Annotated in this window: 28 protein-coding genes; 16 read left to right on the top strand and 12 right to left on the bottom strand. The window is 60.0% G+C overall.

What is annotated here, in order from left to right:
* Positions 1-2 precede the first annotated feature (2 nt).
* Positions 3-935 (bottom strand): LysR family transcriptional regulator, encoded by a 933-nt coding sequence (locus D882_RS0125615; protein ID WP_027925881.1) that lies wholly within the window; start codon positions 933-935, stop codon positions 3-5.
* Positions 936-1,044: 109 nt separating this feature from the next.
* Positions 1,045-2,229, bottom strand: a complete 1,185-nt coding sequence (locus tag D882_RS0125610; RefSeq protein WP_027925880.1) for a cyanate transporter — start codon at positions 2,227-2,229, stop codon at positions 1,045-1,047.
* A gap of 402 nt (positions 2,230-2,631) precedes the next feature.
* Here D882_RS0125610 and D882_RS0125605 point away from each other — a divergent pair, with 402 nt between their 5' ends.
* The 6 genes from D882_RS0125605 (at position 2,632) to D882_RS0125580 (ending at position 9,166) form a co-directional block, all read left to right on the top strand.
* Positions 2,632-4,014, top strand: a complete 1,383-nt coding sequence (locus D882_RS0125605; protein ID WP_027925879.1) for a glutamine synthetase family protein — start codon at positions 2,632-2,634, stop codon at positions 4,012-4,014.
* Positions 4,015-4,182: 168 nt separating this feature from the next.
* The gene (locus D882_RS0125600) at positions 4,183-5,832 is read left to right on the top strand and encodes a phosphoethanolamine transferase (protein WP_027925878.1); all 1,650 of its coding nucleotides are present in this window, start codon (positions 4,183-4,185) and stop codon (positions 5,830-5,832) included.
* Between the two features lie 71 nt (positions 5,833-5,903).
* On the top strand, positions 5,904-6,566 hold the full coding sequence (locus tag D882_RS0125595) for a class I SAM-dependent methyltransferase (protein WP_027925877.1): 663 nt from the start codon (positions 5,904-5,906) through the stop codon (positions 6,564-6,566).
* A gap of 122 nt (positions 6,567-6,688) precedes the next feature.
* Entirely contained in the window at positions 6,689-7,822 is a 1,134-nt protein-coding gene (gene rnd, locus D882_RS0125590) for a ribonuclease D (RefSeq protein ID WP_027925876.1), read from the top strand.
* Positions 7,819-8,112, top strand: a complete 294-nt coding sequence (locus tag D882_RS0125585) for a YcgL domain-containing protein (RefSeq protein WP_007898694.1) — start codon at positions 7,819-7,821, stop codon at positions 8,110-8,112. Before rnd ends, D882_RS0125585 begins: the two co-directional genes overlap by 4 nt.
* A 121-nt stretch (positions 8,113-8,233) precedes the next feature.
* The gene (locus tag D882_RS0125580) at positions 8,234-9,166 is read left to right on the top strand and encodes a D-2-hydroxyacid dehydrogenase (protein WP_027925875.1); all 933 of its coding nucleotides are present in this window, start codon (positions 8,234-8,236) and stop codon (positions 9,164-9,166) included.
* 62 nt (positions 9,167-9,228) lie between these two features.
* On the opposite strand, the gene D882_RS0125575 is transcribed toward D882_RS0125580, so the two are convergent.
* Entirely contained in the window at positions 9,229-9,822 is a 594-nt protein-coding gene (locus D882_RS0125575; protein WP_027925874.1) for a nitroreductase family protein, read from the bottom strand.
* Positions 9,823-9,987: 165 nt separating this feature from the next.
* Between D882_RS0125575 and D882_RS0125570 the strand changes: the two genes are divergently transcribed.
* Both D882_RS0125570 and D882_RS0125565 read left to right on the top strand, forming a co-directional pair.
* Entirely contained in the window at positions 9,988-10,437 is a 450-nt protein-coding gene (locus D882_RS0125570) for a YcgN family cysteine cluster protein (RefSeq protein WP_027925873.1), read from the top strand.
* Positions 10,438-10,471: 34 nt separating this feature from the next.
* Positions 10,472-11,701 (top strand): hypothetical protein, encoded by a 1,230-nt coding sequence (locus D882_RS0125565; protein WP_027925872.1) that lies wholly within the window; start codon positions 10,472-10,474, stop codon positions 11,699-11,701.
* A 111-nt stretch (positions 11,702-11,812) separates the two neighbouring features.
* On the opposite strand, the gene D882_RS0125560 is transcribed toward D882_RS0125565, so the two are convergent.
* From D882_RS0125560 to D882_RS0125545, 4 genes are all read right to left on the bottom strand, one after another.
* Positions 11,813-12,190, bottom strand: coding sequence for a DUF2892 domain-containing protein (locus tag D882_RS0125560; protein WP_027925871.1), 378 nt, complete (start codon positions 12,188-12,190; stop codon positions 11,813-11,815).
* A 91-nt stretch (positions 12,191-12,281) separates the two neighbouring features.
* Positions 12,282-12,752, bottom strand: a complete 471-nt coding sequence (locus D882_RS0125555; protein ID WP_008153126.1) for an RNA methyltransferase — start codon at positions 12,750-12,752, stop codon at positions 12,282-12,284.
* Positions 12,753-12,945: 193 nt separating this feature from the next.
* Positions 12,946-13,317, bottom strand: a complete 372-nt coding sequence (locus D882_RS0125550) for a YajD family HNH nuclease (RefSeq protein ID WP_007944009.1) — start codon at positions 13,315-13,317, stop codon at positions 12,946-12,948.
* A gap of 50 nt (positions 13,318-13,367) precedes the next feature.
* Positions 13,368-14,054 (bottom strand): spermidine synthase, encoded by a 687-nt coding sequence (locus tag D882_RS0125545; protein ID WP_027925870.1) that lies wholly within the window; start codon positions 14,052-14,054, stop codon positions 13,368-13,370.
* Between the two features lie 95 nt (positions 14,055-14,149).
* Here D882_RS0125545 and D882_RS0125540 point away from each other — a divergent pair, with 95 nt between their 5' ends.
* Positions 14,150-14,440 (top strand): hypothetical protein, encoded by a 291-nt coding sequence (locus D882_RS0125540; RefSeq protein ID WP_027925869.1) that lies wholly within the window; start codon positions 14,150-14,152, stop codon positions 14,438-14,440.
* Here D882_RS0125540 and D882_RS0125535 read toward each other — a convergent pair.
* Together D882_RS0125535 and D882_RS0125530 are read right to left on the bottom strand one after the other, a co-directional pair.
* A complete protein-coding gene (locus D882_RS0125535) occupies positions 14,437-14,910 on the bottom strand; it encodes a cyclic nucleotide-binding domain-containing protein (protein ID WP_027925868.1) in 474 nt (157 codons plus the stop codon). The genes D882_RS0125540 and D882_RS0125535 overlap by 4 nt on opposite strands.
* A gap of 232 nt (positions 14,911-15,142) precedes the next feature.
* Positions 15,143-17,197 carry a S9 family peptidase gene (locus D882_RS0125530; protein ID WP_027925867.1) on the bottom strand — a complete coding sequence of 685 codons (2,055 nt, stop codon included), beginning with the start codon at positions 17,195-17,197 and terminating at the stop codon, positions 15,143-15,145.
* A gap of 247 nt (positions 17,198-17,444) precedes the next feature.
* Here D882_RS0125530 and D882_RS0125525 point away from each other — a divergent pair, with 247 nt between their 5' ends.
* Genes D882_RS0125525 through D882_RS0125515 form a run of 3 tightly spaced genes read left to right on the top strand, consistent with a single transcriptional unit; the run spans position 17,445 to position 19,307 of the window.
* Complete coding sequence (locus D882_RS0125525) at positions 17,445-17,942, top strand: hypothetical protein (protein ID WP_027925866.1); 498 nt, start codon at positions 17,445-17,447, stop codon at positions 17,940-17,942.
* A 33-nt stretch (positions 17,943-17,975) separates the two neighbouring features.
* Positions 17,976-18,752: a class II glutamine amidotransferase gene (locus D882_RS0125520; protein WP_027925865.1), complete on the top strand. Its 777-nt coding sequence runs from the start codon at positions 17,976-17,978 to the stop codon at positions 18,750-18,752.
* A 12-nt stretch (positions 18,753-18,764) separates the two neighbouring features.
* Positions 18,765-19,307 carry a DUF2937 family protein gene (locus tag D882_RS0125515; RefSeq protein WP_027925864.1) on the top strand — a complete coding sequence of 181 codons (543 nt, stop codon included), beginning with the start codon at positions 18,765-18,767 and terminating at the stop codon, positions 19,305-19,307.
* 59 nt (positions 19,308-19,366) lie between these two features.
* Here the strand turns inward: D882_RS0125515 and D882_RS0125510 are convergent, their stop codons facing one another.
* Positions 19,367-20,281 carry a LysR family transcriptional regulator gene (locus D882_RS0125510; protein WP_027925863.1) on the bottom strand — a complete coding sequence of 305 codons (915 nt, stop codon included), beginning with the start codon at positions 20,279-20,281 and terminating at the stop codon, positions 19,367-19,369.
* Positions 20,282-20,429: 148 nt separating this feature from the next.
* Between D882_RS0125510 and D882_RS0125505 the strand changes: the two genes are divergently transcribed.
* From D882_RS0125505 to D882_RS0125490, 4 genes are read left to right on the top strand one after another with little or no spacing between them, the layout of a single operon-like run.
* Positions 20,430-21,716, top strand: coding sequence for an MFS transporter (locus D882_RS0125505; RefSeq protein ID WP_027925862.1), 1,287 nt, complete (start codon positions 20,430-20,432; stop codon positions 21,714-21,716).
* Positions 21,717-21,760: 44 nt separating this feature from the next.
* Complete coding sequence (locus D882_RS0125500) at positions 21,761-22,513, top strand: 5-oxoprolinase subunit PxpA (protein ID WP_027925861.1); 753 nt, start codon at positions 21,761-21,763, stop codon at positions 22,511-22,513.
* Positions 22,510-23,214, top strand: a complete 705-nt coding sequence (locus D882_RS0125495) for an allophanate hydrolase subunit 1 (RefSeq protein ID WP_027925860.1) — start codon at positions 22,510-22,512, stop codon at positions 23,212-23,214. The genes D882_RS0125500 and D882_RS0125495 overlap by 4 nt, the downstream gene beginning before the upstream one ends.
* Positions 23,211-24,137 carry a biotin-dependent carboxyltransferase family protein gene (locus tag D882_RS0125490; RefSeq protein ID WP_027925859.1) on the top strand — a complete coding sequence of 309 codons (927 nt, stop codon included), beginning with the start codon at positions 23,211-23,213 and terminating at the stop codon, positions 24,135-24,137. The genes D882_RS0125495 and D882_RS0125490 overlap by 4 nt, the downstream gene beginning before the upstream one ends.
* A gap of 119 nt (positions 24,138-24,256) precedes the next feature.
* On the opposite strand, the gene D882_RS0125485 is transcribed toward D882_RS0125490, so the two are convergent.
* Both D882_RS0125485 and D882_RS0125480 read right to left on the bottom strand, forming a co-directional pair.
* Positions 24,257-25,435 (bottom strand): VWA domain-containing protein, encoded by a 1,179-nt coding sequence (locus D882_RS0125485; protein ID WP_027925858.1) that lies wholly within the window; start codon positions 25,433-25,435, stop codon positions 24,257-24,259.
* Positions 25,436-25,447: 12 nt separating this feature from the next.
* Entirely contained in the window at positions 25,448-26,293 is an 846-nt protein-coding gene (locus D882_RS0125480) for a MoxR family ATPase (RefSeq protein WP_008035065.1), read from the bottom strand.
* Positions 26,294-26,373: the final 80 nt, after the last annotated feature.

Below are 26,373 nucleotides of genomic sequence, written 5' to 3'. Positions count from 1 at the left end.
ATTCAGGCCACCTGCTCGGCACAGACGTCAATCACCTGCTCGCGCAGCCAGGTGTTGGCACTGTCCTGATCGGCACTTTGACTCCACTGCATGTCCAGGGTGAAACCCGGCAGGCCATTGGGCGCTTCGCAATGATTGAAGATCGCCTCGTTGGCGAGCAATTGCTGGATACGGCGGGGCAGGGTCAGGATGTAGTCGGTGCCAGTGATCATCTTCAGTGCCGCGCTGTAGCTGTTGGCTCGCGCGACAATCTGCCGCTTGTGCGCCTGTTGCGCCAGCCAGCCGTCGACCATGTTGGTGCTGGACGTCCATGGGGTTGGAAATACATGCCGGCGTTGCACAAAGGCTTGCAGGCTCAGCCGTGACTCCAGTGGCGTGGCGCGTTTGTCGAACACACAGACCAGATCATCTTCCAGTAACAGCCGGGATTTGAAGTCGGTGTGGCTGCGATGGAAATTCGGGCCGAAACAGATCACCAGGTCGAGGCGGCCATCGCGCAACTCGTCGACCGGGATGTCGGTTTCGAACTTGTGCATGTTGACCATCACCGGCAGGTCGGCGAAATCGAAGCGCTTGAGCAGACGCGGCAGAATCAACTGCTCGAAGTACTCCGGCGCGCAAATGTTGAACGTCACCGCTTGCAAGGTCGGGTCGAACGCTTGGGTGCTGGCGTGGCACAGGTTGATACTTTCGAGAATTTTCAGCACATGCGCGTACATGGTGCTGGCTTTGTAGGTGGGGCGCATGCCGGTGCGGGAGTTGATAAACAACTCGTCTTCAAAACTGGTCCGCAGCTTTTTCAGGCAGTAACTCACCGTGGACTGGCTGACACAAAGCGCCTCCGACACACCGGTGACGCTGCTTTGCTCGTACACGGCGACAAACACCATGAGGTCCTGCATGTCGAGCTTTCGAAGCAAGTTACTGTTCAGCATCCGTTCTGTCTCGCTGTGTTCCGTGCGCGATCAATGCGCAAACGTGTGCGAAAGATCCTAACGGAACGATGGTGCCAGGAGAATGCCTTGTAGGAAGTTTCTGCGCCGATCAGTCGATGTGTTGGTGGTAATGCCGCGGGTCGAAGCGCAGGACCATCAGGATCATCAACCCAACGACCCCTGTCAGCGCCCACCAGGCCCATTCGAAACTGCCCAGTTGGTCACGAATCATTCCGGCCATCAGCGGTGAAAGGCCGGCGATCAAGTACCCGATGCCTTGCACGAATGCCGTCAGGGCGCCGGCGCGTTGCGGGTCATCGAGGTGATCCAGCGATACAATCAGGCTCATCGGGAACAGCCCGCCGATGCCCAGCCCCAGCAGGCACGGCCAGAGCAGGCTCAACTGTTGCAGGCAGAGAATCAGCCCGCAGAAGCCGGCCATGATCAGCGCCAGCAACACCACCAGCACCAGACGCCGGTCACGACTGCGATTGGCAATGGCAGGCGTCACCAGCCCGGACAACACTTCCATGGCCGTCAAAAAGCCCAGCAGCAACCCGGCGTGTTGCTCGCTCCAGCCTTGTTCCACGTAGTAAGGCGCGAGCCAGGCCAGCACACAGGTGTAGGACGCGGTGCCCAGACCGAAGAAGATGGCGAGTAACCAGGCGCGGGAATTGGCGAAAAAACTCGGCCGGCGGGTTGATTGCGTCGAGCGTGCCGTAGATTCGCCACGCAGGCCAGACCATAGCAGCAGGGCCATCACGGCCAGCGCCGCCCAGATCGCCAGGCCGAGGCGCCAGCTACCACTTTGGTTCATGACCAGCGGCGCAAACGAGGCTGCAATCGCCGCGCCGCCCATGATCGACGTGACATAAAGCCCCATGCACAGGGCGACGTTGTCACTGAACCGGGCCTTGATCAGCGCCGGCATCAGGGCCTGGATCAGCGCAATACCGACACCGGCCAGCACCGCACTGAGGATCAGTTCGACGGCCGAATCGAGAAACAGTCGCGACGCCGTGGCCACGCCAATGATCAACAGCGACAGCACCACCGTGCGCTGTTCGCCGAAGCGTTGGCTGACCCGCAAGCCAAAAAACATCGCCAGGCCCATGGCCATGACCGGCAGCATCGTCAGCAGCGAGGCCATGCTGAAACTCAGCGCAATGTCCGCGCGAATCGACGACAGCAAGGGCCCGACCGCCGCCATCGACGGACGCAGGTTAAGAGCGACGAGCATGATGCTGAACATCAGCCAAAGGGCAGGGCGGGTCGTCGCGCGAACGTTTTCCATCAAACAGGCCTTCAAAAACAAGGCCCCGATTAGGCACGCCAGGGCTGGCGGCCGCAAATCAGATAATCCGCAGCACTATTTAAAAATTAAATACCTCAGCCATCAGGGTGTTTGGAGATGATTGTTTAGTCCATCTGCAACCAAGGTTCTTCAAATCCCGATTTAAAGACCTGACCGCCCGTGTGACGCTGCCGCTCATCTGTCCTCTACGGTTTTACCTATGGGCGATTGTCCCGTCGCACTTCCCTCCGAGCTGGCCTTCTGGGCGCTGTGGCATTGCCGTCACGCACGCCCCCCGGATTCCTGTATTTCCCGTTGATTGTTCTGACAGGTCCCGCGCCATGCGCTGGATCACCTCGGCGACGCCTGCGCGTTTGCCTGACGCGGAAAAAGAGAATACCCATGAGTTGTGCCACGACCTCGTTCGCCTCCCCGCAAGAAGCCCTGACCTTTCTCGAACAGAACCCGGACATTGAAATGTTCGAGCTGTTCATCCTCGACAACAACGGTGTGCCACGGGGCAAGCTGCTGCATCGCGATGAACTGCTGGCGGTGTACGAGAGCGGTCGGCCGCTGCCGAGCACCATTCTGGGCCTGACCATCAATGGCGACGACGTGGAAAACTCCGGACTGGTCTGGGACGTTGGCGACATTGACTGCCGTGCTTACCCGATCAGCGGCAGCCTGACGCGCATGCCGTGGCGGTTGATTCCGACAGCGGCGGTGCAAGTCAGCATGCACCCCAAAGAAGGCATGCCGGCGACGATCGCCGATCCCCGGCACTTGTTGGCGAAAGTGATCGAAGGCCTGCAAGCCGACGGTTACTACCCGGTGATGGCGGCGGAGCTGGAGTTTTATCTGCTGGATCAGCAGCGCGACAGCAACGGGCGGCCGCAACCGGCGCGGGATGTCGATGGCGGGCGGCCGCGCACGACGCAAGTCTATGGCTTGCGTGAACTGGAGCAGATCGAACCGTTTCTGGCCGATCTCTACAGCGCCTGCAAGCTGCAAGGCATTCCGGCGCGCACGGCGATTTCCGAATACGCGCCGGGGCAGGTGGAAATTACCCTCGAACATCGCACCGATGCCCTACAGGCAATGGACGAAGCCGTGCGTTACAAACGATTGGTCAAGGGCGTGGCCCACAAGCACGGGATGACGGCCTGCTTCATGGCCAAACCCTTCGACGATCTGGCGGGCACGGGGATGCACATGCATGTCAGCCTCGCTGACAGAGAGGGCAACAACCTGTTCGCCAGCGAAGCCCCGGACGGCACGCCGTTGCTCAGGCAAGCGGTCGGCGGCATGCTCAGTACCTTGCTCGATTCTTTGCTGTTGTTCTGCCCGAATGCCAACTCCTACCGGCGATTCCAGACCAACAGCTATGCGCCCCTGGCGGCGACCTGGGGCGTGGATAACCGCACGGTGAGTCTGCGCGTGCCTGGCGGGCCGGCGTTTTCCCGGCACATCGAACACCGTATTTGCGGCGCTGATGCCAACCCGTACCTGGCCGCCGCGGCGATACTGGCTGGTATCCATCGCGGTATTCGCGAACAACTCGACCCGGGTGCGCCGGTGGAAGGCAACGGGTACGCCCAGGCCACGGAGCTGTTACCGACCGATTGGCTGACCACGTTGCGCGCGCTGGAAGGCTCGACCTGGGCGCGTGAAGCGTTCGGACAACCTTTTCTGGGCGTCTACCTGGCCGTTAAGCGCGCCGAGTATCGACAGTTCATGGGCGAGGTCGGCGAGCAGGACTGGCGCTGGTACCTGAACCAGGCCTGAACCATTCTCAATTATTCATAACGTTGGTCGCAGGTTTAATAAGCCAACTATTCGTTGGCTTCTTTTTCACAAAAAATTGATGGTTGGCTGCTTAACATTAGTGTTGTCACGGTCAATGAAATTTTCACATTTGCCGTAGGCACTTCTTTTCAGGAACAGCCGATCACCATGTTGAAGATTAAAGCCGTGCGCCCGGAATGGGTGACACTGATTGCCAGCGCCTTTTTGTTAACTGCCTTCAATTTTGTGTTGTGGCAGCACCTGTTTGAAATCACCGCAGCCGACGGTAAAGGCATCGTCGTGCGCGTGGCATTCGGGGCGATGATTCTGGCGGCTTTCAACATTATACTGACCTTTCTGGCGTTCAAGCGTGTGCTCAAGCCGGTCCTGACGCTGATCTTCATGATCAGCGCCGGGGTGGCCTACTTCATGAGCCAATACGGTGTACTGATTGACACCGGCATGTTGCGTAACTTTGCACAAACCAATGCGACGGAAGTAAGAGACTTGCTCTCGTTGAAGTTGTTGGCGTATATCCTGTTCCTGGGTGTTTTGCCGTCGTTGTTATTGTGGAAGACACCGATCAGTTATCGTCGCTGGCACCACGAGTTATTAAGCAAGGTGTTGGTAAGTGTTGTGTCCGCTGTCGTTATAGGCGGCGTGGCCCTGATTAACTATCAGGGCTTGTCTTCTTTGTTCCGTAATCACCATGAGTTGCGCCTGATGGTTGTGCCGAGCAACTACATTGGTGCCTCCGCTGGTTACTTGCGTGAACAGGTTGCGTCTGCCCATCAACCCTTTGTCAAAATCGGCGAAGACGCGCAGAAGAACCCGGTCTGGCAATCCCATGGCCGCAAATCCCTGACCGTACTGGTGGTGGGCGAAAGCGCCCGGGCCGAGAACTTCGGCATCCTGGGCTATGGCCGCGACACCACCCCGAAGCTGAGTAAAGAAGCCGGCCTGATTTCGTTTACCGATGTGCATTCCTGCGGCACCGAAACCGCCGTGTCCGTGCCGTGCATGTTCTCCAACATGGGCCGCAAGGACTACAACGCCAGCAAGGCGAAGAATGAAGAGGGCCTGCTCGATGTGCTTAAACGGGCCGGCCTGGACGTGATCTGGCGTGACAACCAGTCGGGCTGCAAAGGCACGTGCGACCGGGTCACCATCGACGACGTAAGCAACCTGAAAGACCCGGTGCTGTGCGCCAACAGCGAATGCCGCGACGAAATCCTGCTGCAAGGTTTGCAACATTTCATCGACACACTCGATAAAGACACCGTGTTGGTCTTGCATCAAATGGGCAGCCATGGCCCTGAATACTTCAAGCGTTACCCGAAAGAGTTCGAGCATTTCACGCCGGTTTGTGAAAGTAACGCGCTGAACAATTGCAGTCGCGAAAGTATCGTTAATGGTTACGACAACACGTTGGTGTACACCGACCACGTGCTGTCGACCCTGATCGATCTGTTGCGCAAGAACCAGGAGAAAGTGGATACCGCGATGCTGTACCTGTCCGACCACGGCGAATCTTTGGGTGAATACAATCTGTTCCTGCACGGCACGCCTTACATGCTGGCGCCGGAGCAACAGAAACACGTGGCCATGCTGGCGTGGTTCTCCGACAGTTATCAGAAGTCGTTCTCGGTAAACACACATTGCCTGCAACTGAGTCGCGACAAGCCATTGAGCCAGGACAACCTGTTTCATTCGATGCTGGGGCTGCTGGAAGTCAACAGCAAGGTCTACAACCAGGATCTGGATATGTTTGCCGGCTGTCGCGGTGCGGTGGTCGACGGCGTGTTGGCCAAGGATTGAACGCTTCAACTTTTTCAGACACTGGCCGCTAACTTGCGGTCGCAAGAGTCATCATCAAGGGTCAATTGCACATGTCTGCGCAACCCACATCCGCCATCGAGCTTGAGTTCGCCCGGCGCTACGATCAGGAACACGCCCGCGTCTGCCGTCAGCCGCAACCGCGTAGCCTGATGGGGCGCCTGGCGTTCTGGCGCGAGGAAAACCTGGTGCGCAATGCGCTCAAGGTGGCGGGCGAGCCGGGGTTGATCCTTGACGTGGCCTGCGGTGCCGGGCGCTTCTGGCCGGTGCTGGCCGAGCACGCAAACCGCGTGATCCTCGCGTCGGACCCGTCCCAGGACATGCTTAACCATGCGCAGACTCACCATCCGCAAAGCCTGCTCAAGCGGATCAAGACCTTTCAGAGCTCAGCGTTCAGCCTGGGCTTGTCCGTCAATGCGGTGGACTGCATTTTTTGCATGCAACTGTTTCAGCACATCACCTGCGCCGAACATCGGATGGTCATGCTCCAGGAATTCCACCGGGTCAGTCGCGATACGGTAATTGTGGCGGCTCGGATCGACGGCTATTTTAATCTGCGCCGACCAGAGACGGAGGCCGTTAACGCCCCGCAGCCGGTCAGCAAGGCCGAGATTGAAGCGGACTTCAAGCAAGCCGGTTTCCGGGTGCTGAGCCATCAGGACGTCCTGCCGGGTTGCAGGTGGATGCGGGTCTACGTACTCAGTAAGACCAGTTAGTCTCCGCTTGTCAGACATTTATTGCTGTCGGGCAGGTCTTTTCGCTAAAGCTCTTGTTCAGTGATGCGCGGAAATCGCCGGGGGCGATATATACTGCGCGCCATTCTTCAAGGGAGAGCCGTGTGGCCATCGATATTCACTGGATTCGCGACAACGATAGCCTCGGTCAGTTTTGCGCCGAGTGGCAGCAACTGCCATTCGTTGCCCTCGACACCGAATTCATGCGGGTCGACACCTTTTACCCGATTGCAGGCCTGCTGCAGATCGGCGATGGCGTACGCGCTTACCTGATAGACCCACTGACCATCGACAACTGGAAGCCCTTGGCCGCGTTGCTGGAAAACCCGGCGGTGGTCAAAGTCGTGCATGCGTGCAGTGAAGACCTCGAGGTCTTGCTGCGCCTGACCGGCAGCCTGCCGGCGCCGCTGTTCGATACGCAACTGGCGGCCGCCTACCTGAACCTGGGTTTCTCCATGGGTTACTCGCGATTGGTGCAAGAGGTGCTCGGCATCGACCTGCCCAAGGGCGAAACCCGCTCCGACTGGTTGCAACGTCCGCTGTCCGACACCCAGATCAGCTACGCCGCCGAAGATGCTCTGCACTTGGCGGAGGTTTTCGTACAGCTTCGTCCGAAGCTGTCTGAGGACAAATACAACTGGGTCCTGGACGACGGCGCTGAGCTGGTGGCCAACCTGCGCCGCGAGGTCGACCCGTACGAGGTTTATCGCGATGCCAAGCTGGCCTGGAAACTGTCCCGCGCCCAACTCGCCGTGTTGCGTGAACTGTGCGCCTGGCGTGAGCGCGAGGCCCGTGCCCGTGACTTGCCGCGCAACCGCATTGTCCGTGAGCACTCCCTGTGGCCGCTGGCGCGGACTCAGCCGGACAACCTCGGCGCGCTGGCGAAAATCGAAGACATGCACCCGCGCACCGTGCGTCAGGATGGCGAGTTTCTGCTGGATCTGATCAAGCGCGCCGGCAGTGTGTCGCCCGATCAATGGCCGCCTGCTGTGCCGGAGCCGCTGCCGGTGGATGCCGCCGTGCTGGTCAAACAGCTGCGCGCCATTGGTCAGGCCGAAGCCGAACGCTTGAACATCGCGCCGGAACTGATGCTGCGCAAGAAAACCCTGGAAGCGCTGCTCAAGAGCGGCTTCCCCAATGGTCCATACCAATTGCCTGATTCGCTGCGTGGCTGGCGCCGCGAATTGATGGGCCAGGCATTGCTCGACAGCCTGGCCACCGCCGGAGAACAGCCTTGAAACGTATTTGCTCGATCTACCGAAGCCTGAAAAAAAACGAGATGTACCTCTATGTGCTCAAAAGCGATGCACTGGAGCGCGTCCCGGAATCATTGATGGCCGCCTTCGGCAAACCGCACCACGCGTTCGATCTGGTGCTGACCCCCGAGCGCAAGCTGTCGCGCGAGGACATCACGGTGGTCCTGGAAAACCTCGAAAAGCAGGGCTACCACCTGCAAATGCCACCGGCCGAAGACGAATACATCGAACACTTGCCGGAAGAGTTGCTGCGCCGCAACGACCCGATGTAAGCGGCAGACAGGCTCTGTTCAGCGTCTGTGTGAAACACTGGAATGATTTTTGGCGATGACCGCGACGAGGGAACCATACTCGCTCGGCGGTCGTCTGCACGGCTTTTGAAAGGTTTGAAACATGCGCGTTCTGATTGCTGAACACGACCACCCGGTATATGCACAATTGCTGCGTCAGGCGGCACCTGAGCTGGAAGTGCTCACCAGTGGCGACTCCGCTGAACTGGCCCGTCTGGCGGCTGATTGCCCGGTCTGGCTGGGTCAACCGGATCTGCTGGCCACCCTGTTGCGTCAGGGTCATGAGCCGCAATGGCTGCAATCGACCTGGGCGGGCATCACGCCGCTGCTGGTCGACGGCTTGCCCCGTCACTATCGCCTGACCCGCGCGGTCGGCATTTTTGGCCAGGTCATGGCCGAATACGTGCTGACCTACATGCTCGGCCACGAACGCGAAGTGCTGGCGCGGCTGGTCAGTCAGGTCGAGCGCAAATGGGACAGCCGCCAGGGCCAAAGCCTGGCGGGGCGCAAAGTGTTGATCGTCGGCACCGGCGACATCGGCCAGACCGTGGCGAAGTTTCTGCTGCCGTTTGGCGTCGAGTTGTACGGCATTGCCAGCGAAGCTCGCGAGCAGGCACCGTTTATCGAAGTCGGCGCGCTGGCGGATTTGCCGCGTCTGGTCGGCGAAGTGGATTACGTGATCAATCTGCTGCCCAATACCCCGAACACCCACGACCTGTACGACGCGACACTGTTCAAGCAATTCAAGCCGACCGGGTTGTTCATCAACGTCGGTCGCGGTGTGGCGGTGGTCGATGCCGATCTGGTCGAAGCCTTGAAAGAAGGGCATCTGGCGGGCGCGGTAATTGATGTCTGCCGTCAGGAGCCGCTGCCGCAACGTCATCCGTTCTGGACGGCCTGGGGCTTGCTGCTGACCGGTCACAGCTCGGCACCGACCTCGCCATCGATGATGGTGAATTTGTTTGTCGAGAACCTGCGGGCTTACGAGGCGGGTGAAGCGCTGCGCGGAGAAGTGGATTTCGAGCGCGGCTACTGAGTTCACCCTCAATCAAATGTGGGAGCGAGCAAGCTCGCTCCCACATCGGTTTTGCGGTGTTGTTAGAGGGTGAAGTCGCCTTCAGCGGCCAGTTCGCTCAACGGGCGACGCGGGCTCGGCTCTTCACGCGCTTGCAGGTAATCCGCCAGCGTCGCCTTATCCCCCAGTTTGCCCACCGCCACGGCGGCGTGCAGTGCATAACCTTGCGGAATGTTCAGCTCCTTGCGGGTCAGCTCCTGATCAAAACCGGCCATGCCGTGGGTGTGCCAGCCGCTGAGGCTCGCTTGCAACGCCAGGTGCCCCCACGCCGAACCCGTGTCGAAGGTGTGCCACAGCGCCGGGGTTTCTTCAGTCGCGCCCGGTGCGATGAAGGTGGTTTTCGAAATCACGATCACCAGCGCCGAGGCGTGTTGTGCCCAGCTGCGGTTGAATTCGTTCAGCAGTCCCAGGTAACGCTCCCAGTTTGCCGTGTCGCGACGCGCGTAGAGAAACCGCCAAGGCTGCGAGTTGTAGGCCGACGGTGCCCAGCGCGCAGCTTCGAAGAAACTCAGCAGGGTCTCTTCAGGAATCGCTTCGCCGGTGAACGCGCGGGGCGACCAGCGATCGGTGAATTGCGGGTGAATGGCATAGTCGGCAACGCGTGGATTGGCACTCATCAAGAGATTCCTTGCTACGTTTGAAGTGAGGGAGCGACGCAAAACCCTACTGGGCGGCGCAAAAACTGACAAGTCCGTTCTACCGGCAGTCGCCAATGCTTGGCCCGCAAGGGCCTTGGCACTAGACTGGCGGCCTTTTCACCACCTGATGTTGATGCTTGAGCCATGGCCGCCAAAGTCGAACCGTTCTGGATACGCAAAACCCTCGATCAACTCGATCAAGAGGAATGGGAGTCGCTGTGCGACGGCTGCGGCCTGTGCTGCCTGCAAAAACTCGAAGATGAAGACGACAACAGCGTCTATTACACGCGCATCGCCTGCAAACTTCTGGACCTGAAAACCTGCCAGTGCACCGATTACCCCAACCGGCGTGATTTCGTCCCGGACTGCATCCAGCTCACGCCGGGCAAGGCCGACGAGTTCAAATGGCTGCCACCGACCTGCGGCTATCGCCTGGTCAGTGAAGGCAAGGACTTGCCGCTCTGGCACCATCTGGTGTGCGGCGACCGCGATGCGGTGCACCACCAACGAATTTCACAATCCGGGCGCATGCTCGCCGAAGGCAGCGTGCCTGAAGATGACTGGGAAGATCACCTGATATTCCGCGCGGGTTAATGGCTGACAGATTCAGCTTCACTAAGGAGTGTGTATGGCTGTGGGATGGCGGCTGGCGTTGGCAGTCGGGCTAGTGGCCCTGAGTTCGCCCGTGTGGGCGGCGAAGAAAGTCGATCTGGATTACCACGTGCGCCTGTTGCCGCAAAGCGATCAGGCGGAAGTACGCCTGACACTGGCGCAGGGTTCGGCGGTGCGCAGCCTGGATTTTGACCTGGGCGACGGCAGCCACTACAGCGACTTCAAGGCCGACGGCCAATGGCAACTCACGCCGGGCAAAGCCGCACGGGGTGTTTGGCATCCTGCCGCCGACAAGGCCAGCCTGACCTACCGCGTGCGTATCAGCCACGGGCGCAAAAACGGCAGTTTCGATACGCGCATGACACCGACCTGGGCGTTGATGCGTGGTGATGACCTGGTGCCCGCCGCCAGACTCGATCAACAGGACGGCATCGAGTTGGTTTCGCGCCTTGAGTTCGAGTTGCCGACCGGCTGGAAAAGCGTCGAAACCGCCTGGCCGCGAATCGGCAAGAATAAATTTCGCATCGACAACGTGTCCCGATTGTTCGACCGGCCCACCGGCTGGATGCTCGCCGGTCATCTCGGCAGCCGGCGCACCCGATTGGGCGAAACCGAAGTCACCGTCACTTCGCCTCAGGGCCAGGGCATGCGCCGCATGGACGTGCTGACGCTTTTGACCTTCGTCTGGCCGCAAGTGCAAGCTGTGTTTCCGCGTCATCCAGGCAAACTGCTGATTGTCGGCGCCAACGACCCGATGTGGCGCGGTAGCCAGGCCGCGCACGAGTCGATCTACTTGAATACACGTCTTGCGCTGGTCAGCGAAAACGGCAGCAGCGCGCTGGTGCGTGAACTGGCGCAGGTGTTCGCACGGATCAACGACAAACAGCGCAGCGAATGGATCAGCGAAGGGTTTGCCGAGTACTACTCCATCGAACTGGTGCGCCGCGCCGGCGGCATGAGCGATGAACGGTATGAAAGCCTGCATGGCAAATTGGTCAAGGACAGCCAGAAGGTCACGACCGTGCGTGGCGACCAGATCAGTCCGGCGCAAGTGTCGAAAGCGGTGGTGATGCTACAGGAACTGGATCGCGAAATTCGCTTGAAGACGCGTAACAAGCGATCGCTGGATGATGTGTTACGCGGGGCGATGCATCTGGAGAGTGTCGATACCAAGGAGTTTGTTCAGCTCGCCGAGAGCGTCATTGGCGAGCCTTCCAAAGTTCTCGATACCGAGTTGCTCCAATGATACCGCCATCGCGAGCAGGCTCACTCCTACAGGATTTTGTGTACACCACAAATCAACTGTAGGCGTGAGCCTGCTCGCGATGAGGCCCTAAGCCTCAATACTTTTTCTGGATCAAACCCCTGTCTTCGGCGACTTCAACGAATCATTCCCCGTCACCGTAGCCGTCTTGGTCGCCGCCTCGGCATTTGCCTTCAACGTGCGCAATTCTTCCCCGGCCCGCTCAATTTTCGCCCGCACGTTGTCCATGTCCTGGCGGCTCTTCTCGATCATGCTTTTGACCGAACTGTGCCCGGTGATCCCGCGGGCCAGTACCACACCGCCGATCGCCACTTGAATCAAGCCGAAAATCCCGCCGCGACGCAGGCCCTTGCCCATCATCACTACGCCACCGGCCACGGAGCCTGCGCGCTCCCAACCGTAAACGTTGTGCTCGGAACGGCTCTGGAACGGGGTGGATTCAATGCGTTCTACGCGTTTGAGTTCGCTCATGATCTTTCTCCTGGCAGGAAGGGCTGCGTCGTCGTGGATAGTTAAGCTGACTGCCGGGGCGGGCGGCTTGTTCCATCGGATGTGCGTCGAATCAGCGAAATTTCGCCCCGGAACGGGTGTTGAGCCCTTTGGACATGCGGTCGTAAAGCACGACGTTGACGGTGGCCGCCAGGTTCATGCAACCGGTGGTCGGGATGTAGACCACGTCTTCGCACCAGTCGCGAATCTCTTTATCCAGCGAGCCGTCTTCCGGGCCGAAGATGTAGAGGGCGCGATCGGGGTGGGTGTATTCCGGCAGGGAGCGCGCACCTTCGACCAGTTCCACGGCCACCGGCACGCAGCCCAGCGGCAGGATTTTTTTCAGGTCGTCGATGCCGATCAGCGGGATGTCGTAGTGGACGCGCTTGGTGTCGGTCACGAAGTCGGCGGCGCGTTCATAACGTTTGCCGGTGTAGAACACGGACGCCACGCCATAGCAGCCGGCGGCACGCATGACCGAACCGACGTTTTCCGGTGATTTGGGGTTATACAAACCAATGCAGCTGTACCGTTTATCTGCCACGAGCGGGGTGCCTTCGGGGAAAAAACGGCGATTATACGGGGATTGGGGGAGGGGTGTTCAGTGATCATTCCCACGCTCCGCGTGGCAATGCCTCAACGGACGCTCTGCGTTCGGCTCTAGATGGGACGCAGAGCGTCCCGGGCTGCATTCCCACGCAGTGCGTGGGAATGATCAGGCATGGGGTCAGTCGACTTCAGTCTTCTTTTTTCATCAACCCAGCCAACGCCGCAAACGGGTTATGCGTTGCCTTGGCGATTTTCGGCGTGCTCAGCGAGCCTTCGCCGAAATACTGCTGGTCGGTATATCGCGAGTGTTCATTGTCGTGGCAGTACAGGCACAACAGTTCCCAGTTCGAGCCGTCTTGCGGGTTGTTGTCGTGGTTGTGGTCGCGGTGATGCACGGTCAGTTCGCTCAGGCGCTTGCCGGAAAACTCACGGGCGCAGCGGCCGCACACATGCGGGTACATCTTCAGGGCCTTGTCGCGGTAGCCCATTTCCTTGTCGCGCTGGTTGTCGGCGAGGATGCGGTCCAGCTTCGAAGTATTGGTCGGGGTGGACGAACTCATGGGTTCACCTTTGTAAAAAAGACTAATGACGGTTATGACGTGAGTTTAGCTCAGCCCTTGAGCTTCTCGGCAATCCAGATGGTGTGACGCGTGCCCTTGTTGCCATGGGCAAAGACCTGGACTTCCTCGGCCTTGAAACCGGCCTTCTTCAATTTGTCGGAAAACTGCTTGTCGGCGCTGGCCGACCACACCGCCAGTACGCCTTTGGGCCGCAGGGCCTTGGCGCAGGCACTCAGGCCACCGGCGGAATAGAGCCAGCTATTGGCTCGTTGGGTCAGGCCTTCGGGGCCGTTGTCGACGTCGAGCATGATCGCGTCGAAGCCTTGCGGCTCGGCTTGCAATACCTTGGCCACGTCTTCCATGCGGATCACGGTGCGCGGGTCGAGCAACGGGTTGCCGGCCTTCTCGCCCAGTGGACCTCGGTTCCACTCCACCACACCCGGCACCAGCTCGGCGACCACCACTTCGGCCGTCTTGCCCAAATGCTTGAGCGCCGAGGCGAGGGTAAAGCCCATGCCCAGACCGCCGATCAGCACGCGAGAATTCGGCCGGCCGGCGACTTTGCGACACGGAATCTCGGCCAACGCATCTTCGGAGCCGTGCATGCGGGTGTTCATCAGTTGCCCGCCGTCGCCACCCTGGATCTTGATGACGAAATCCTCACCGTATTCGAACAGGCACAGGGCACCGCCGTTTTCAGGGATAGGGGCAGTGTCGAGCAGAACGAAACGTTTCATGGGGCTCTCTTGAGAAGGATTGGCAAAAACGGTGAGGGCAAACGGACGCCGTTGGGAGTAGCCTGAAAGTGACCACAAGGCCAACGGAGCCATTGATGAAGCGCACTATTCTAACGGCCATTGCTCTGGCCGCGCTCTCGATTACTGCTGTGCAGGCGCAAACGCTGCAATCCATCCCTGTCAGCCCCGCGCCCATGCCCGGTTCGCCCGGCACCGCGACACCGACCCCGTACCCGCAAATCACTGCGCCGTCCTTGCCAAAAGCCGGGCCGGGCAGTGGTGGTCCGCCGTTGGTGCCGATTGAAATGCCCAGCCCGCCGACTAAAGACCAGCCCGTGCCGAGGATCGAGCAAAACCCGTCGAAAGCCAAATCGCCGGGCGGTTAAACCTGCTGCTCAAGCAGTTGCCCGTCGGCCATGCGCAAGCGTTTGGAAAGGGAGACGGCGAGGGCGCGAATGATCTTGGCGGCGATTTTCGGCGCGTCGTTGATCATCTTTTCCAGCGAGTCCTTGCCCAGGTTCAGCAACTGACAGTTGCTGGCGGCCACGCAGCTGGCTGAGCGTCGTTCGCCATCCAGCACGGCCATCTCGCCGAACGAGCGGCCGCTGCGCAATGTGGCCATGGTTACCAGCTGCCCGTCACCGTTGGTTTTTTGCACCGCCACCTGGCCGGTGTGAATGATGCACATGAAACTGCCGGCATCGCCCTCGTGGAAAATCTCCTCGCCCTGCGCCACGGTGCTGATGCTGAAGTAACCCGAGGCCGCCGCGAAGTCGGCGGGCAGCAATTGGTCGAACAGGCCGCAGTCCATCAGCCAATCGCGAATTTCGTTGTTCAGTAAGGTCGGTTCTGACATGTCGTCACGGTCTTTTTCTTGTGTCTGTTGCTGGTCAAGGTCCTGAGCTCTCCACTAATCCCTGTAGGAGCCGAGCTTGCTCGCGATGAGGCCATCAAATTCAACATCAATATTGAATGTGATGCCCCAATCGCGGGCAGGTCGAATCGTCGCACCGCCGGCTCCTACAGGAGATAGGTGTTGTACCGGGCCCGGGGGCTGGTCTTAAGACCGGCACACCGGGCCAAGTTCCTCAGGCCATGCCCAAAACCTTGAACAAAAATGCGTATTCGAGCGCTACGTCACGCAATCCCTGATATCGACCGCTCATCCCGCCATGCCCGGCGCCCAGTTCGGTCTTGAGCAGAAGGGTATTGCTGTCGGTTTTGGTCGCGCGCAATTTCGCCACCCACTTGGCCGCTTCCCAGTACTGCACACGGCTGTCGTTGTAGCCGGCGATCACCAGGGTCGCCGGATAGGCTTGCGCGGTGACGTTTTCGTAGGGGGCGTAGGTCTTGATCCGATCATAAACGTCCGGCTCTTGCGGATTGCCCCATTCGTCGTATTCCGTGACGGTCAGCGGCAGGTCTGGGTCGAGCATGGTGTTGAGCACGTCGACGAACGGCACTTCGGCAATCGCCGCGCCGAACAATTCCGGGCGCTGATTGAGCACAGCGCCAATCAGCAAGCCACCGGCACTGCCGCCGCTGATCGCCAGTTGCGGCGCGGTGGTGAAGCCGTTGGCGATCAAATGCTCAGCACAGGCAATGAAGTCGCTGAAGGTGTTGTGCTTGTGCTCCTGCTTGCCGGCGCGATACCACGCCTCGCCCAATTCACCACCGCCGCGCACATGCGCGATGGCGAAGGCCATGCCGCGATCCAGCAGGCTCAGGCGGGCGTGGGAGAACCACGGGTCGAGGCTTTCGCCGTAGGCGCCGTAGCCGTAGAGATACAACGGCACGGGTTGGCCCTGGTGCTCGCGTTTGACCACCAGGCTGATCGGCACTTGTGTCCCGTCCGGCGCGGTGGCCCACAGGCGCTGGCTGACGTAGGCATCGGCGTCGAACGGGCCGAGCACCGGGGTTTCCTTGAGCACTTTCTGCTCACCGTTGTTCAGTTCCAGCTGACGGATTTGCGCCGGACGGTTCAGGGCTTCGTAGCGCAGACGGATCCTGTCGCTGACGAACTCCAGACTGTTCTGGACATGCAGGCTGTAGGCCGCGTCCGGCAATTGCACGCGATAAGGCGCCAGGCCTTGTGGGTGGACTTCAATGATCGGCAAGCCACCTTCACGCAGGCTCAGGGTCATGGCGCCGGTGTTCAGGCTCATGCCTTCGATCATCACGCTGTCGCTGTGGGGGATCAGGTTCTGCCAGTCGGCTTCGGTCGGCGCCACGCCGGTATCGACCGCGCTGTACAGGGCAAAGTTGATGCCGTCGCGGTTGGTGCGAATGAACCAGGCCCATTGGCCGTCGAGGGCGCCGTGGTCGACGTCGTATTCATGGTCCTCGACCCGTGGCGCCAGGCAGGTGAAGGCCTGATGCGGCAGGGCGGCGTCTAGCGCCCAGACTTCACTGGTGGTCTTGCTGCCCAGGGACAGCAGCAGTTGCAGTTCGGAGCTGGAGCGGTAGCAATGCAGGAAGAAGCGTCCGTCCGTTTCATGGAACACTTCTTCGGCGGCTGTACCGTCCAGTCGATAGCGGAACAGTTTGTGCGGGCGATGGGTGTCGTCCAGTTCGCCGAAAAACAGGGTCAGGCTGTCATTGGCCCAGGTCATGCTGCCGTCACAATCCTGGAACTCCAGCTCGCTGACTCGACCGTCGGACAGTTCCTTCACGAACAGCGTGTAAATCTCATCGCCCGTGGAGTCGATGCTGTAGGCCAGGCGTTGGTGGTCCGGGCTGATGCTGAACGCGCCCAGGGAAAAGAAGCCGCCGTTGGCCAGTTCGTTCGGGTCCAGCAGCAACTGTTCCTGGCTTTCGTCGAGTTGCAGGCTGTCATCAGCCGGGCGTGGACAGCGGTAGTGCCGGGCATATTCGTCACCGGCGGTGGTCCGCGTGTAATACAGGTACGGGCCCCAAGGGGAGGGCAGCGACAGGTCGGTTTCGAGAATCCGGCCCTTGATCTCTTCGAACAGGGTTTCGCGCAGGCCGGCCTGATCGGCGGTCAACGCCTCTTGATAGCTGTTTTCAGCCTTGAGGTAGTCGAGCACCGCATCGGTGTCGCGCTCCTGCAGCCAGGCATACGGGTCATCGCCCTCGGCCTTGCGGGCAATCGGAGCAGCGGAAACGTTGGCGGATAAGGGCATGGATGGCTCTCGTGCAATGTAAGAAATAGGGGCGTTGCAGACCACAGTCAGCTCTGGACTCAGTGCAAAACCTGTGGAAGCGAGCTTGCTCGCGATGAGGCCATTACATTCAACATCAGTGTTGAACGACACACCGCTATCGCGAGCAAGCTCGCTCCCACAGGTTGGGTGTCTTGACCGGCTGGTATTGGGGCAAGCCTGATCTGCGAAAAGTCGTTACTATAAGCGCCTCTTTGCCTGCCTTGCCATGGACACCATGACCGAGAACGACTATCTGATCGCTTGGGGCTGCTACGCCTTTGCCGCTTTTGGCTGCCTGTTGGTGTGGATGCGCTTGACCCGCTGGATGTGGCGCTGGCTGCGCGAGCCGCTGCGGCTGCTGGTGGCTGTCTTGCTATTCAGCCCGACCATCATCGATCCAGTGAAAGATAAAGTCGCGCCGGCTATCGCCATCACGGCGCTCGACCTGTTGTTCAAGGTTGGCAACAACGCCTGGCGAGCGATTTCCGATCTGTTGATGTACGGCATGATCGCCTTCGGCCTTTACCTGGTCATGGTGGCGATCCGCTTCCCCATCGAGCGCGCTTCCAACGCTCGCAAGGAACAGGCCGCCGCCGCCAAGGCCGCGGCCAAAGCCGAAGACCCGGACGATGATCATCCCTTCGGCGGTGCCGGCGATGATCGTTATGGTCGCCCACCGGTGCCGAGCAATCCGCAGCGATTGCGCGTCGAGCCGCGTTTATAACCTTGCCCCTGCCTTTTCATCGAGAATCCGAGCATGTGTGAGTTATTGGGCATGAGCGCCAATGTGCCGACCGATATCGTGTTCAGTTTCACCGGGCTGATGCAGCGCGGCGGCCGTACCGGTCCGCACCGTGATGGCTGGGGGATCGCTTTCTACGAGGGCCGTGGCCTGCGTCTGTTTCAGGACCCGGCCGCCAGTTGCGAGTCGGAAGTCGCGAACCTGGTGCAGCGCTATCCGATCAAAAGTGAAGTGGTGATCGGGCACATCCGCCAGGCCAATGTCGGCAAGGTCTGCCTGTCCAATACCCACCCGTTCGTGCGCGAGCTGTGGGGGCGCAACTGGTGTTTCGCCCACAATGGCCAGCTCGCGGACTTTCAACCGACCGCCAGTTTCTACCGTCCCGTCGGCGACACCGACAGCGAGGCGGCGTTCTGCGATCTGCTCAACCGCGTGCGCGCCGCGTTCCCGGAGCCGGTCGAGATTGAACGGCTGCTGCCAGACCTGGTGGCGGCCTGCGCCGAATACCGTAGCAAAGGCGTGTTCAACTGCCTGCTCAGCGACGGTGACTGGCTGTTCTGCTATTGCTCGACCAAATTGGCCCAAATCACCCGTCGGGCGCCATTCGGCCCGGCACGATTGAAGGATGTCGATGTGATCGTCGACTTCCAGGCCGAAACCACGCCCAACGACGTGGTGACGGTGATCGCGACTGAACCCCTGACCGAAAACGAAACCTGGACCCGTTACGAACCGGGCCAATGGAGCCTCTGGCGACGCGGCGAATGCGTCAGCCAGGGCAAGACCGAATAAGGATCTCCCCCGATGTTGCTCAGTTACCTACGGCTGGTGTTGTTTGCGGCGGGCCTGTTGATTGGTGTCCAGGTGCCGGGTTTTATCAATGATTACGCCAAGCGGGTCGAGGCGCACCTGATTGAGGCGCAGACCGGTTTGAGCGGTTTCCAGGGCACGGCCAACGAGTTCTTCAAGGGCGACATGCAGGCGCTGGTCGCCCATTACCGCGCCAGCGAAGACCCGATCTTTCGCAGCGATGCCGACAGTCTGAGCAACTTGCTGACCCGCCAACTGGCGTTGGACAAGCAATTCCAGGCGATGCAAGGCCCGTGGTACATCCGCTTCCTGCAAGTGGTACTGGCTGCTGACCCGGATATCCGCAAGGAAACCTGGAATGGTTACAGCTACCAGATCCTGCTGACCCCGGAAGCGATGATCTGGGGCATGAGCGGCGCATTGCTGCTGTCGTTCGGGATCGAATGCCTGTTCCGCTTGATCGACTGGGTGGTGCTGGGCGGCAAACGCCTGCGCCAGAGCCGGCCGATCGAAGACCGGGATGTGCGCGGCCTCTAATAACCAAAGCGCAGATCTGTGTAACAGCTGCCTCGTGCCTCGGCAGCTGTTACAAGGGTTCAGTCAGCAAGAACGATGTAATCCTCACCCATCTCCTGCGCATACCGTTCCAGCACCTGCTGACACAACGCCACAATCTCCTCGACCCATTCAACACCCGTGCGCCACGACACCACCACCTGCAAATCCGGTGGTCGTTGACCGATGGGCAGCAGGGTCAGTTCCCCGCGCGCCAGCTCCTCGGCCACCAACACCGGCGGTAGCGCGCCAATGCCGAAACCATCGCGCAACAACCGGGTGATCGCCGACACCGAGTTCACGCAGTTCAGGCGTGGCGTCATCACGCCATTGGCCTGCATCAGGGCGAGCACCTCTTGATGCGGATGGGAGTTTTTCGAGTAGGTAATGATCCGCTCGCGCGCCAGATCGGCAATGCCTGAGTACTCGCGGTTGTAGAAAGAATTGCTCGCCGCAATCCAGCCCATGGGATGGCTGGCCAGCTCCAGGCTGCGCACGCTTTCCTGGCGCATCAGGTCGGTTTGCAGGATCAGGTCGAGAAACCCTTTTTGCAGCTGATCGCAGAGGTTGAGCGACGTATCGGCCACCAGTTCGATTTCCACCAACGGATAGAGGTCCGTCATCTGCGCCACCAGCGGGCTCAGCCAGGTGTGGATCACCGTGTCCATGACGCCGATCCGCACCCTTCCAACCTTGCTCGAACGGGTCTCGATCGACTGTTTGAGTGCCTGCATGGTGTCCATCATCTGCTCGGCATAGTCGAGCACTTTCAGGCCTTCGGGCGTCAGGCTGACGCCGCGTGAATCGCGCAAAAACAGTTTCACCCCCAGCTCGCTTTCGAGCACGGCGATGCGGCTGGATATCGAGGCCTGGGTGGTGAAGAGCTTGTCGGCGGTCAGGCGAAAACTCTTGAGTCGAGCGACCCAGACAAAGGTCTCGAGAAACTTCAGATTCATGGGATCAACTTTTTCTTATGCCTAAGCCCGGTTTTTATTAGTTGGACGCAGCAGGGCCACGGACCCAAAAATCGGCGCATCCGGTTCCCACGATAGGCGTCGTCGGGGCTCAGAACAATACCAATAAAAACTAGCGCGGAGATTTGCCATGAGTGCGCCCGACACGCTCGACATCCCCAAAACAACGGCCCGCCCGGGACCTTTCGACTGGTACCGCAACATCAATCAGCAGGAACGCCGCACCTTCTGGAGCTGCAAGATCGGCTATGGCCTGGACGGCATGGACACCCAGATGCTCAGTTTCGTGGTGCCGACCCTGATTGCCATGTGGGGCATCACCACCGGCGAAGCCGGGCTGATTCACACCAGCACCCTGATCGCCTCGGCCATTGGTGGTTGGGTAGCGGGGATACTTTCGGACCGCATCGGTCGCGTGCGCACCTTGCAACTGACGGTGCTGTGGTTCGCCTTCTTCACCTTCCTCTGCGGCTTCGCGCAAAACTACGAACAACTGCTGATCAGCCGCACCCTGATGGGCTTCGGTTTCGGCGGCGAATGGACCGCCGGTGCGGTGCTGATGGGTGAAGTGATTCGCGCCAAGGACCGTGGCAAAGCGGTGGGCATGGTGCAATCGGGCTGGGCGCTGGGGTGGGGGCTGACGGCGATTCTGTATGCGCTGCTGTTCTCGGTGTTGCCACCGGAAGACGCCTGGCGTGCGCTGTTCATTCTCGGCATCGTGCCGGCGATTTTTGTGATCTTCGTTCGTCGCCTGGTCAAGGACCCGGAAATCTACCGCGAGGCCAAGGCCAGACAGGAACCGAGCAACCCGGCGAAGTTCTACGAGATTTTTGCTCCTGGCATCCTCTTCACCACGATTCGCGCGTCGGTGCTGACCACCGGTGCATTGGGCGGTTACTACGCGATCACGTCATGGTTGCCGACGTTTTTGAAGAACGAACGGGGCTTGAGCGTACTCGGTACGGGCGGTTATCTGGCGATGGTGATCGTCGGTTCCTACGTCGGTTACGTCATCAGCGCGTATTTGACTGACATCCTCGGCCGCAAAAAGAACTTCATCCTGTTCGCTGTTGGCTCGTTCACCATCGTGCTGCTTTACACCCAACTGCCGGTCAGTAACGGCGTGATGCTCTGGCTGGGTTTCCCGCTGGGCTTCTTCGCTTCGGGGATCTTCAGTGGCATGGGCGCGTTTTTGACTGAGCTGTTTCCGACGCGGATTCGCGGCTCGGGCCAGGGGTTTTGCTACAACATTGGTCGGGCGCTGGCGGCACTGTTTCCGCTGCTGATCGGCTTGCTCAGCCAGAAGGTGCCATTGAGCGTCGGTATCGGGGCGTTTGCGGCGGTGTCTTACGGCGTAGTGATCCTCGCCGCGCTGAGCCTGCCGGAAACCCGTGGCAAACAACTGGATGCGCAGTAATCTGCCTACATCTGACAAGAACAATGCCTACAGGAGTGTTCACCGTGAACCGCCTGCTATTGAACTGCGACATCGGCGAGAGTTTCGGCAACTGGACCATGGGTCTGGACGCCGAGGTCATGCCCTTCATTGATTGCGCCAACATCGCCTGCGGTTTTCACGCGGGCGATCCAAGCATCATGCGCAAGACCGTCAGCCTGGCGCTGAGCAACGGCGTGCAGATCGGCGCGCACCCGGCCTATCAGGATCTGGTCGGTTTCGGCCGACGCTCCATGGCGTACACCGCCCAGGAACTCCAGGACATCCTGCACTACCAGATTGGCGCTCTCGACGGCATTTGTCGGGCCCAGGGCGGGCGTGTCAGCTACGTCAAACCCCACGGCGCGATGTACAACGACATGATGGCCAATCCGGCGCAATTGCGTGCGGTGCTGCAGGCCGTGGCGACGTACGACCGCAGCCTGCCACTGATGTTGATGGCCACCCGTGACAACAGCGCCGCGCAGCAACTGGGCGATGAATATGGCGTGACCTTGTGGTTCGAAGCCTTCGCCGACCGCGCCTACGACAGTGCGGGCATGCTGGTTTCGCGACAACTGCCGGGCGCAGTGCATCATGATCCTGAAAAAATCATCGGGCAGGCACTGACCATCGCCCGTGGCGACCACCTCACTGCCAGCGACGGCAGCGCATTGCATTTGCAGGCCAACACCCTGTGCGTGCACGGCGACAACGCCAGTTCGGTCGCCGCCGTGCGACGGATTCGCGAAGCCCTTGATCAGCAGAGCGCGCCATGAAACTGCGGGTAGAGGTGGTGGCGCTGGATTGCCTCATGGTGCGTCTGTTCGATGAGATCAGCGAGGCCAACATGCCGTGGATGCTGGCCGCCAGCGAAAATCTGCGGGCCGCGTTCGGCGAACATCTCATCGATCTGGTGCCGTCCTATACGACGTTGATGGTGCATTACGATTTGATCGCGCTGAACCCGGCTCAGGCTCGGGAATTGATCGCTCAAGCGTTGATTGATCTGTCGCCCAATACCCGCACTGGCGGTCAATGCCACGTGCTGCCGGTCTGGTATGACCTGAGTGTCGGCCCGGAGCTGAGCCTGTTGTCGCAGCGTAGCGGGTTGGCGGTGGAGGAGGTGATCCGTCGTCACAGCGGTCGCGAGTATCAGGTGTTTGCCTTGGGTTTTGCACCGGGTTTCGCCTTCATGGGACTGGTCGAGGAAGTGCTCGCCGCGCCACGCCTGAATACCCCGCGCAAAAAAGTCGCGGCCGGCAGCGTCGGCATTGCGGAGCGCCAGACCGCGGCCTATCCGGTGGTATCCCCTGGCGGCTGGAACCTGATCGGTCGCACCCCGAGCAAACTGTTCGACCGTGAACGCGACGGTTACAGCCTGATGCAACCCGGCGACACGGTGCGCTTTGAAGCCGTCAGCCATGCTGAATTCATCCGTCTGGGCGGTGACGACACGCCATTGGAGGCGCAGGCATGAGCCGCTTATCAATAGAGGCAAGTACACCGCTGTGCCTGTTGCAGGATGCCGGTCGTTTTGGCGTGCGGCATCTGGGCGTGACCCAGGGGGGCGGGCTGGATTGGCGTTCAATGTCCTGGGCCAACTGGCTGTTGGGCAATGACCTGAAGGCGCCGGTGATCGAAATTACCCTCGGCGGGTTCACCGCGGTGGCTGAAGAAGATTGCGTGCTGGCGCTTGCTGGGGCGGATCTGGGAGCTCAAATCGAGGGCCAGGCGCTGGCGCCATGGCGTAGTTTCCGGCTGCATAAAGGTCAGCGATTGCAATTCACTCAGCCGCTGCTCGGGGCTCGGGCTTATCTCGCGGCACCGGGCGGATTTGAGGCGCCAAGTGTCCTGGGCAGCCGTTCGACCGTGGTCCGTGAGGAACTGGGCGGTCTGGATGGGCGGGGCCGGGCGTTGGCCAAAGGTGCGCAATTGAGCTATGCCGGGAGTGCGTTGCTCCTGTTGCGGGCGTTACCGGCGGAACACCGACCGGACTTCTCCGATGATTCGCCGCTGGATCTGGTGCTGGGCGCACAGATCGGCGAATTCAGTGGGCAGAGTGCGTTCGACGCGTTCAACAGTGTGTGGACCCTCGACAGTCGCGCCGACCGGATGGGTATTCGCCTGCTGGGCACGGCGTTGCAATACCAGGGAAAACCGATGATTTCCGAAGGCATCCCGCTCGGCGCAGTGCAGGTGCCACCGGACGGGCAGCCGATTGTGTTGCTCAATGATCGGCAGACCATTGGCGGCTATCCGCGACTGGGGGCGTTGACGCCGCTGGCGTTGGCGCGGCTGGCGCAGTGCTTGCCGGGGGCGAAGGTGCGGTTGCGGCCGGTGATGCAGGAGGTGGCGCATCGGGAGCAGATCCAATACCTGCATCGTTTCCTGAATAGCTAAAAGCATCGCGGGCAAGCCCGGCTCCCACAGGATTTTGGGGGTTCACATACTGTGTGAACGACCTCAGTCTTTGTGGGCGCCGGGCTTGCCCGCGATGGCGGCCTGAAGGGCAGCGAAGATTACTTGGAAAGAAACCGCATCCCTTCCTCCAACCCCCGAAGGGTCAGCGGATACATCTGGTCATCGATCAAGTCCCGCACAATATTGGTCGACGAGGTATAGCCCCACGTATCTTTCGGATACGGGTTAATCCAGATGAGTTTTTTGTACTTCTCCTTGAACCGCTGCATCCACACATAACCGGCTTCTTCGTTCCAGTGCTCGACGCTGCCGCCGGCCTGAGTGATCTCATACGGGGCCATGGCGGCGTCACCGATGAAGATCACTTTGTAGTCGGCGCCGTACTTGTGCAGCAAGTCCTGGGTCGAAGTGCGTTCGGAGGTGCGACGCATGTTGTTCTTCCACACCGATTCATAAATGAAGTTGTGGAAGTAGAAGTACTCCAGGTGCTTGAACTCGGTCTTGCAGGCCGAGAACAACTCCTCGCAAATCTTCACATGCGCGTCCATCGAACCGCCGATGTCGAACAGCAGCAACAACTTCACGGTATTGCGCCGCTCCGGCCGCATTTGAATATTCAGCAGCCCGGCATCTTTGGCGGTGTGGTCGATGGTGCCGTCGATGTCCAGCTCTTCCGCGGCACCCTGGCGGGCAAACTTGCGCAAGCGGCGCAGGGCCACCTTGATGTTGCGCGTGCCCAGTTCCACCGAGTCGTCGAGGTTCTTGTACTCGCGCTGATCCCAGACCTTGACCGCCTTGCCCTGACGCTTGCCGGCATCGCCGACCCGAATGCCTTCCGGGTTGAAGCCGCCAGAGCCAAACGGACTGGTGCCACCGGTGCCGATCCACTTGTTGCCACCGGCATGGCGTTCTTTCTGTTCTTCGAGGCGTTTCTTGAACTCTTCGATCAGTTTGTCCAGGCCGCCGAGCGACTGGATCGCCGCGCGTTCTTCGTCGGTCAGGGACCGTTCGAATTCCTTGCGCAACCAGTCTTCGGGAATCAGTGCCTGAAGGTGATCGTCGAGTTTTTCCAGGCCATTGAAGTAAGCCCCGAACGCTCGGTCGAACTTGTCGAAATGCTTTTCGTCCTTCACCAGAATCGCCCGGGACAAGTAATAGAACTCGTCCATGTCGGCGAAGGTCACGCGTTGTTTCAGCGCATTGATCAGGTCCAGCAGCTCACGCACCGAGACCGGCACCTTGGCGGCGCGCATTTCATTGAACAGGTTGAGCAGCATGGCATCAGCCTCTTAGCGGGTGCCGCGACGGCTCATGAACGCCAGGCGCTCAAGCAATTGCACGTCCTGTTCGTTCTTCACCAGCGCACCGGCCAGCGGCGGGATGGCCTTGGTCGGATCGCGCTCGCGCAGTACCGCTTCGCCGATGTTGTCGGCCATTAGCAGCTTGAGCCAGTCCACCAGTTCGGAGGTCGATGGCTTTTTCTTCAGGCCTGGTACTTTGCGCACGTCGAAGAACACGTCCAGCGCTTCGCTGACCAGGTCTTTCTTGATGTCCGGGTAGTGCACGTCGACGATCTTTTGCAGCGTGACGCGGTCCGGGAAGGCGATGTAGTGGAAAAAGCAGCGACGCAGGAACGCGTCCGGCAGCTCTTTCTCGTTGTTGGAGGTAATGATGATGATCGGGCGCTTCTTGGCCTTGATGGTCTCGTCGATCTCGTAAACGTAGAACTCCATCTTGTCGAGCTCTTGCAGCAAGTCGTTCGGGAACTCGATGTCGGCCTTGTCGATTTCGTCGATCAGCAGAATCACCCGTTCTTCGGATTCGAACGCTTCCCAGAGCTTGCCCTTTTTCAGGTAGTTGCGAACGTCGTGGACCTTTTCCGTGCCCAGTTGCGAGTCACGCAGGCGGCTGACCGCGTCGTACTCGTACAGGCCCTGATGCGCCTTGGTGGTGGACTTGATGTGCCAGGTGATCAGCTTGGCGCCGAAGGATTCTGCCAGTTGCTCGGCCAGCATGGTTTTACCCGTGCCCGGCTCGCCCTTGACCAGCAGCGGACGCTCCAGGGTAATGGCGGCGTTGACCGCCAGCTTCAGGTCATCGGTGGCGACGTAGGCCTGGGTGCCTTCGAACTTCATCTGCTAATCCTCGAACGGTGACGCCGACCTGAACGGGGCAGGGCGGGACGCAATAATGGTGATGCCCGACTATACCGCGC

The organism is Pseudomonas sp. URMO17WK12:I12 (assembly GCF_000514395.1).
In the GTDB taxonomy this organism is placed as follows: domain Bacteria; phylum Pseudomonadota; class Gammaproteobacteria; order Pseudomonadales; family Pseudomonadaceae; genus Aquipseudomonas; species Aquipseudomonas mucoides.
Note: the sequence above shows the minus strand (reverse complement) of the source record. Positions and strands in the feature narration are given on the sequence as shown.

Excerpts from the sequence above, each read along its gene's own strand:
- D882_RS0125615 (WP_027925881.1), bottom strand. The coding sequence starts at position 935 with ATGCTGAACAGTAACTTGCTTCGAAAGCTCGACATGCAGGACCTCATG.
- D882_RS0125610 (WP_027925880.1), bottom strand. The coding sequence starts at position 2,229 with ATGGAAAACGTTCGCGCGACGACCCGCCCTGCCCTTTGGCTGATGTTC.
- D882_RS0125605 (WP_027925879.1), top strand. The coding sequence starts at position 2,632 with ATGAGTTGTGCCACGACCTCGTTCGCCTCCCCGCAAGAAGCCCTGACC.
- D882_RS0125600 (WP_027925878.1), top strand. The coding sequence starts at position 4,183 with ATGTTGAAGATTAAAGCCGTGCGCCCGGAATGGGTGACACTGATTGCC.
- D882_RS0125595 (WP_027925877.1), top strand. The coding sequence starts at position 5,904 with ATGTCTGCGCAACCCACATCCGCCATCGAGCTTGAGTTCGCCCGGCGC.
- D882_RS0125580 (WP_027925875.1), top strand. The coding sequence starts at position 8,234 with ATGCGCGTTCTGATTGCTGAACACGACCACCCGGTATATGCACAATTG.
- D882_RS0125575 (WP_027925874.1), bottom strand. The coding sequence starts at position 9,822 with ATGAGTGCCAATCCACGCGTTGCCGACTATGCCATTCACCCGCAATTC.
- D882_RS0125570 (WP_027925873.1), top strand. The coding sequence starts at position 9,988 with ATGGCCGCCAAAGTCGAACCGTTCTGGATACGCAAAACCCTCGATCAA.
- D882_RS0125565 (WP_027925872.1), top strand. The coding sequence starts at position 10,472 with ATGGCTGTGGGATGGCGGCTGGCGTTGGCAGTCGGGCTAGTGGCCCTG.
- D882_RS0125560 (WP_027925871.1), bottom strand. The coding sequence starts at position 12,190 with ATGAGCGAACTCAAACGCGTAGAACGCATTGAATCCACCCCGTTCCAG.
- D882_RS0125550 (WP_007944009.1), bottom strand. The coding sequence starts at position 13,317 with ATGAGTTCGTCCACCCCGACCAATACTTCGAAGCTGGACCGCATCCTC.
- D882_RS0125545 (WP_027925870.1), bottom strand. The coding sequence starts at position 14,054 with ATGAAACGTTTCGTTCTGCTCGACACTGCCCCTATCCCTGAAAACGGC.
- D882_RS0125540 (WP_027925869.1), top strand. The coding sequence starts at position 14,150 with ATGAAGCGCACTATTCTAACGGCCATTGCTCTGGCCGCGCTCTCGATT.
- D882_RS0125535 (WP_027925868.1), bottom strand. The coding sequence starts at position 14,910 with ATGTCAGAACCGACCTTACTGAACAACGAAATTCGCGATTGGCTGATG.
- D882_RS0125530 (WP_027925867.1), bottom strand. The coding sequence starts at position 17,197 with ATGCCCTTATCCGCCAACGTTTCCGCTGCTCCGATTGCCCGCAAGGCC.
- D882_RS0125525 (WP_027925866.1), top strand. The coding sequence starts at position 17,445 with ATGGACACCATGACCGAGAACGACTATCTGATCGCTTGGGGCTGCTAC.
- D882_RS0125520 (WP_027925865.1), top strand. The coding sequence starts at position 17,976 with ATGTGTGAGTTATTGGGCATGAGCGCCAATGTGCCGACCGATATCGTG.
- D882_RS0125515 (WP_027925864.1), top strand. The coding sequence starts at position 18,765 with ATGTTGCTCAGTTACCTACGGCTGGTGTTGTTTGCGGCGGGCCTGTTG.
- D882_RS0125510 (WP_027925863.1), bottom strand. The coding sequence starts at position 20,281 with ATGAATCTGAAGTTTCTCGAGACCTTTGTCTGGGTCGCTCGACTCAAG.
- D882_RS0125505 (WP_027925862.1), top strand. The coding sequence starts at position 20,430 with ATGAGTGCGCCCGACACGCTCGACATCCCCAAAACAACGGCCCGCCCG.
- D882_RS0125495 (WP_027925860.1), top strand. The coding sequence starts at position 22,510 with ATGAAACTGCGGGTAGAGGTGGTGGCGCTGGATTGCCTCATGGTGCGT.
- D882_RS0125490 (WP_027925859.1), top strand. The coding sequence starts at position 23,211 with ATGAGCCGCTTATCAATAGAGGCAAGTACACCGCTGTGCCTGTTGCAG.
- D882_RS0125485 (WP_027925858.1), bottom strand. The coding sequence starts at position 25,435 with ATGCTGCTCAACCTGTTCAATGAAATGCGCGCCGCCAAGGTGCCGGTC.
- D882_RS0125480 (WP_008035065.1), bottom strand. The coding sequence starts at position 26,293 with ATGAAGTTCGAAGGCACCCAGGCCTACGTCGCCACCGATGACCTGAAG.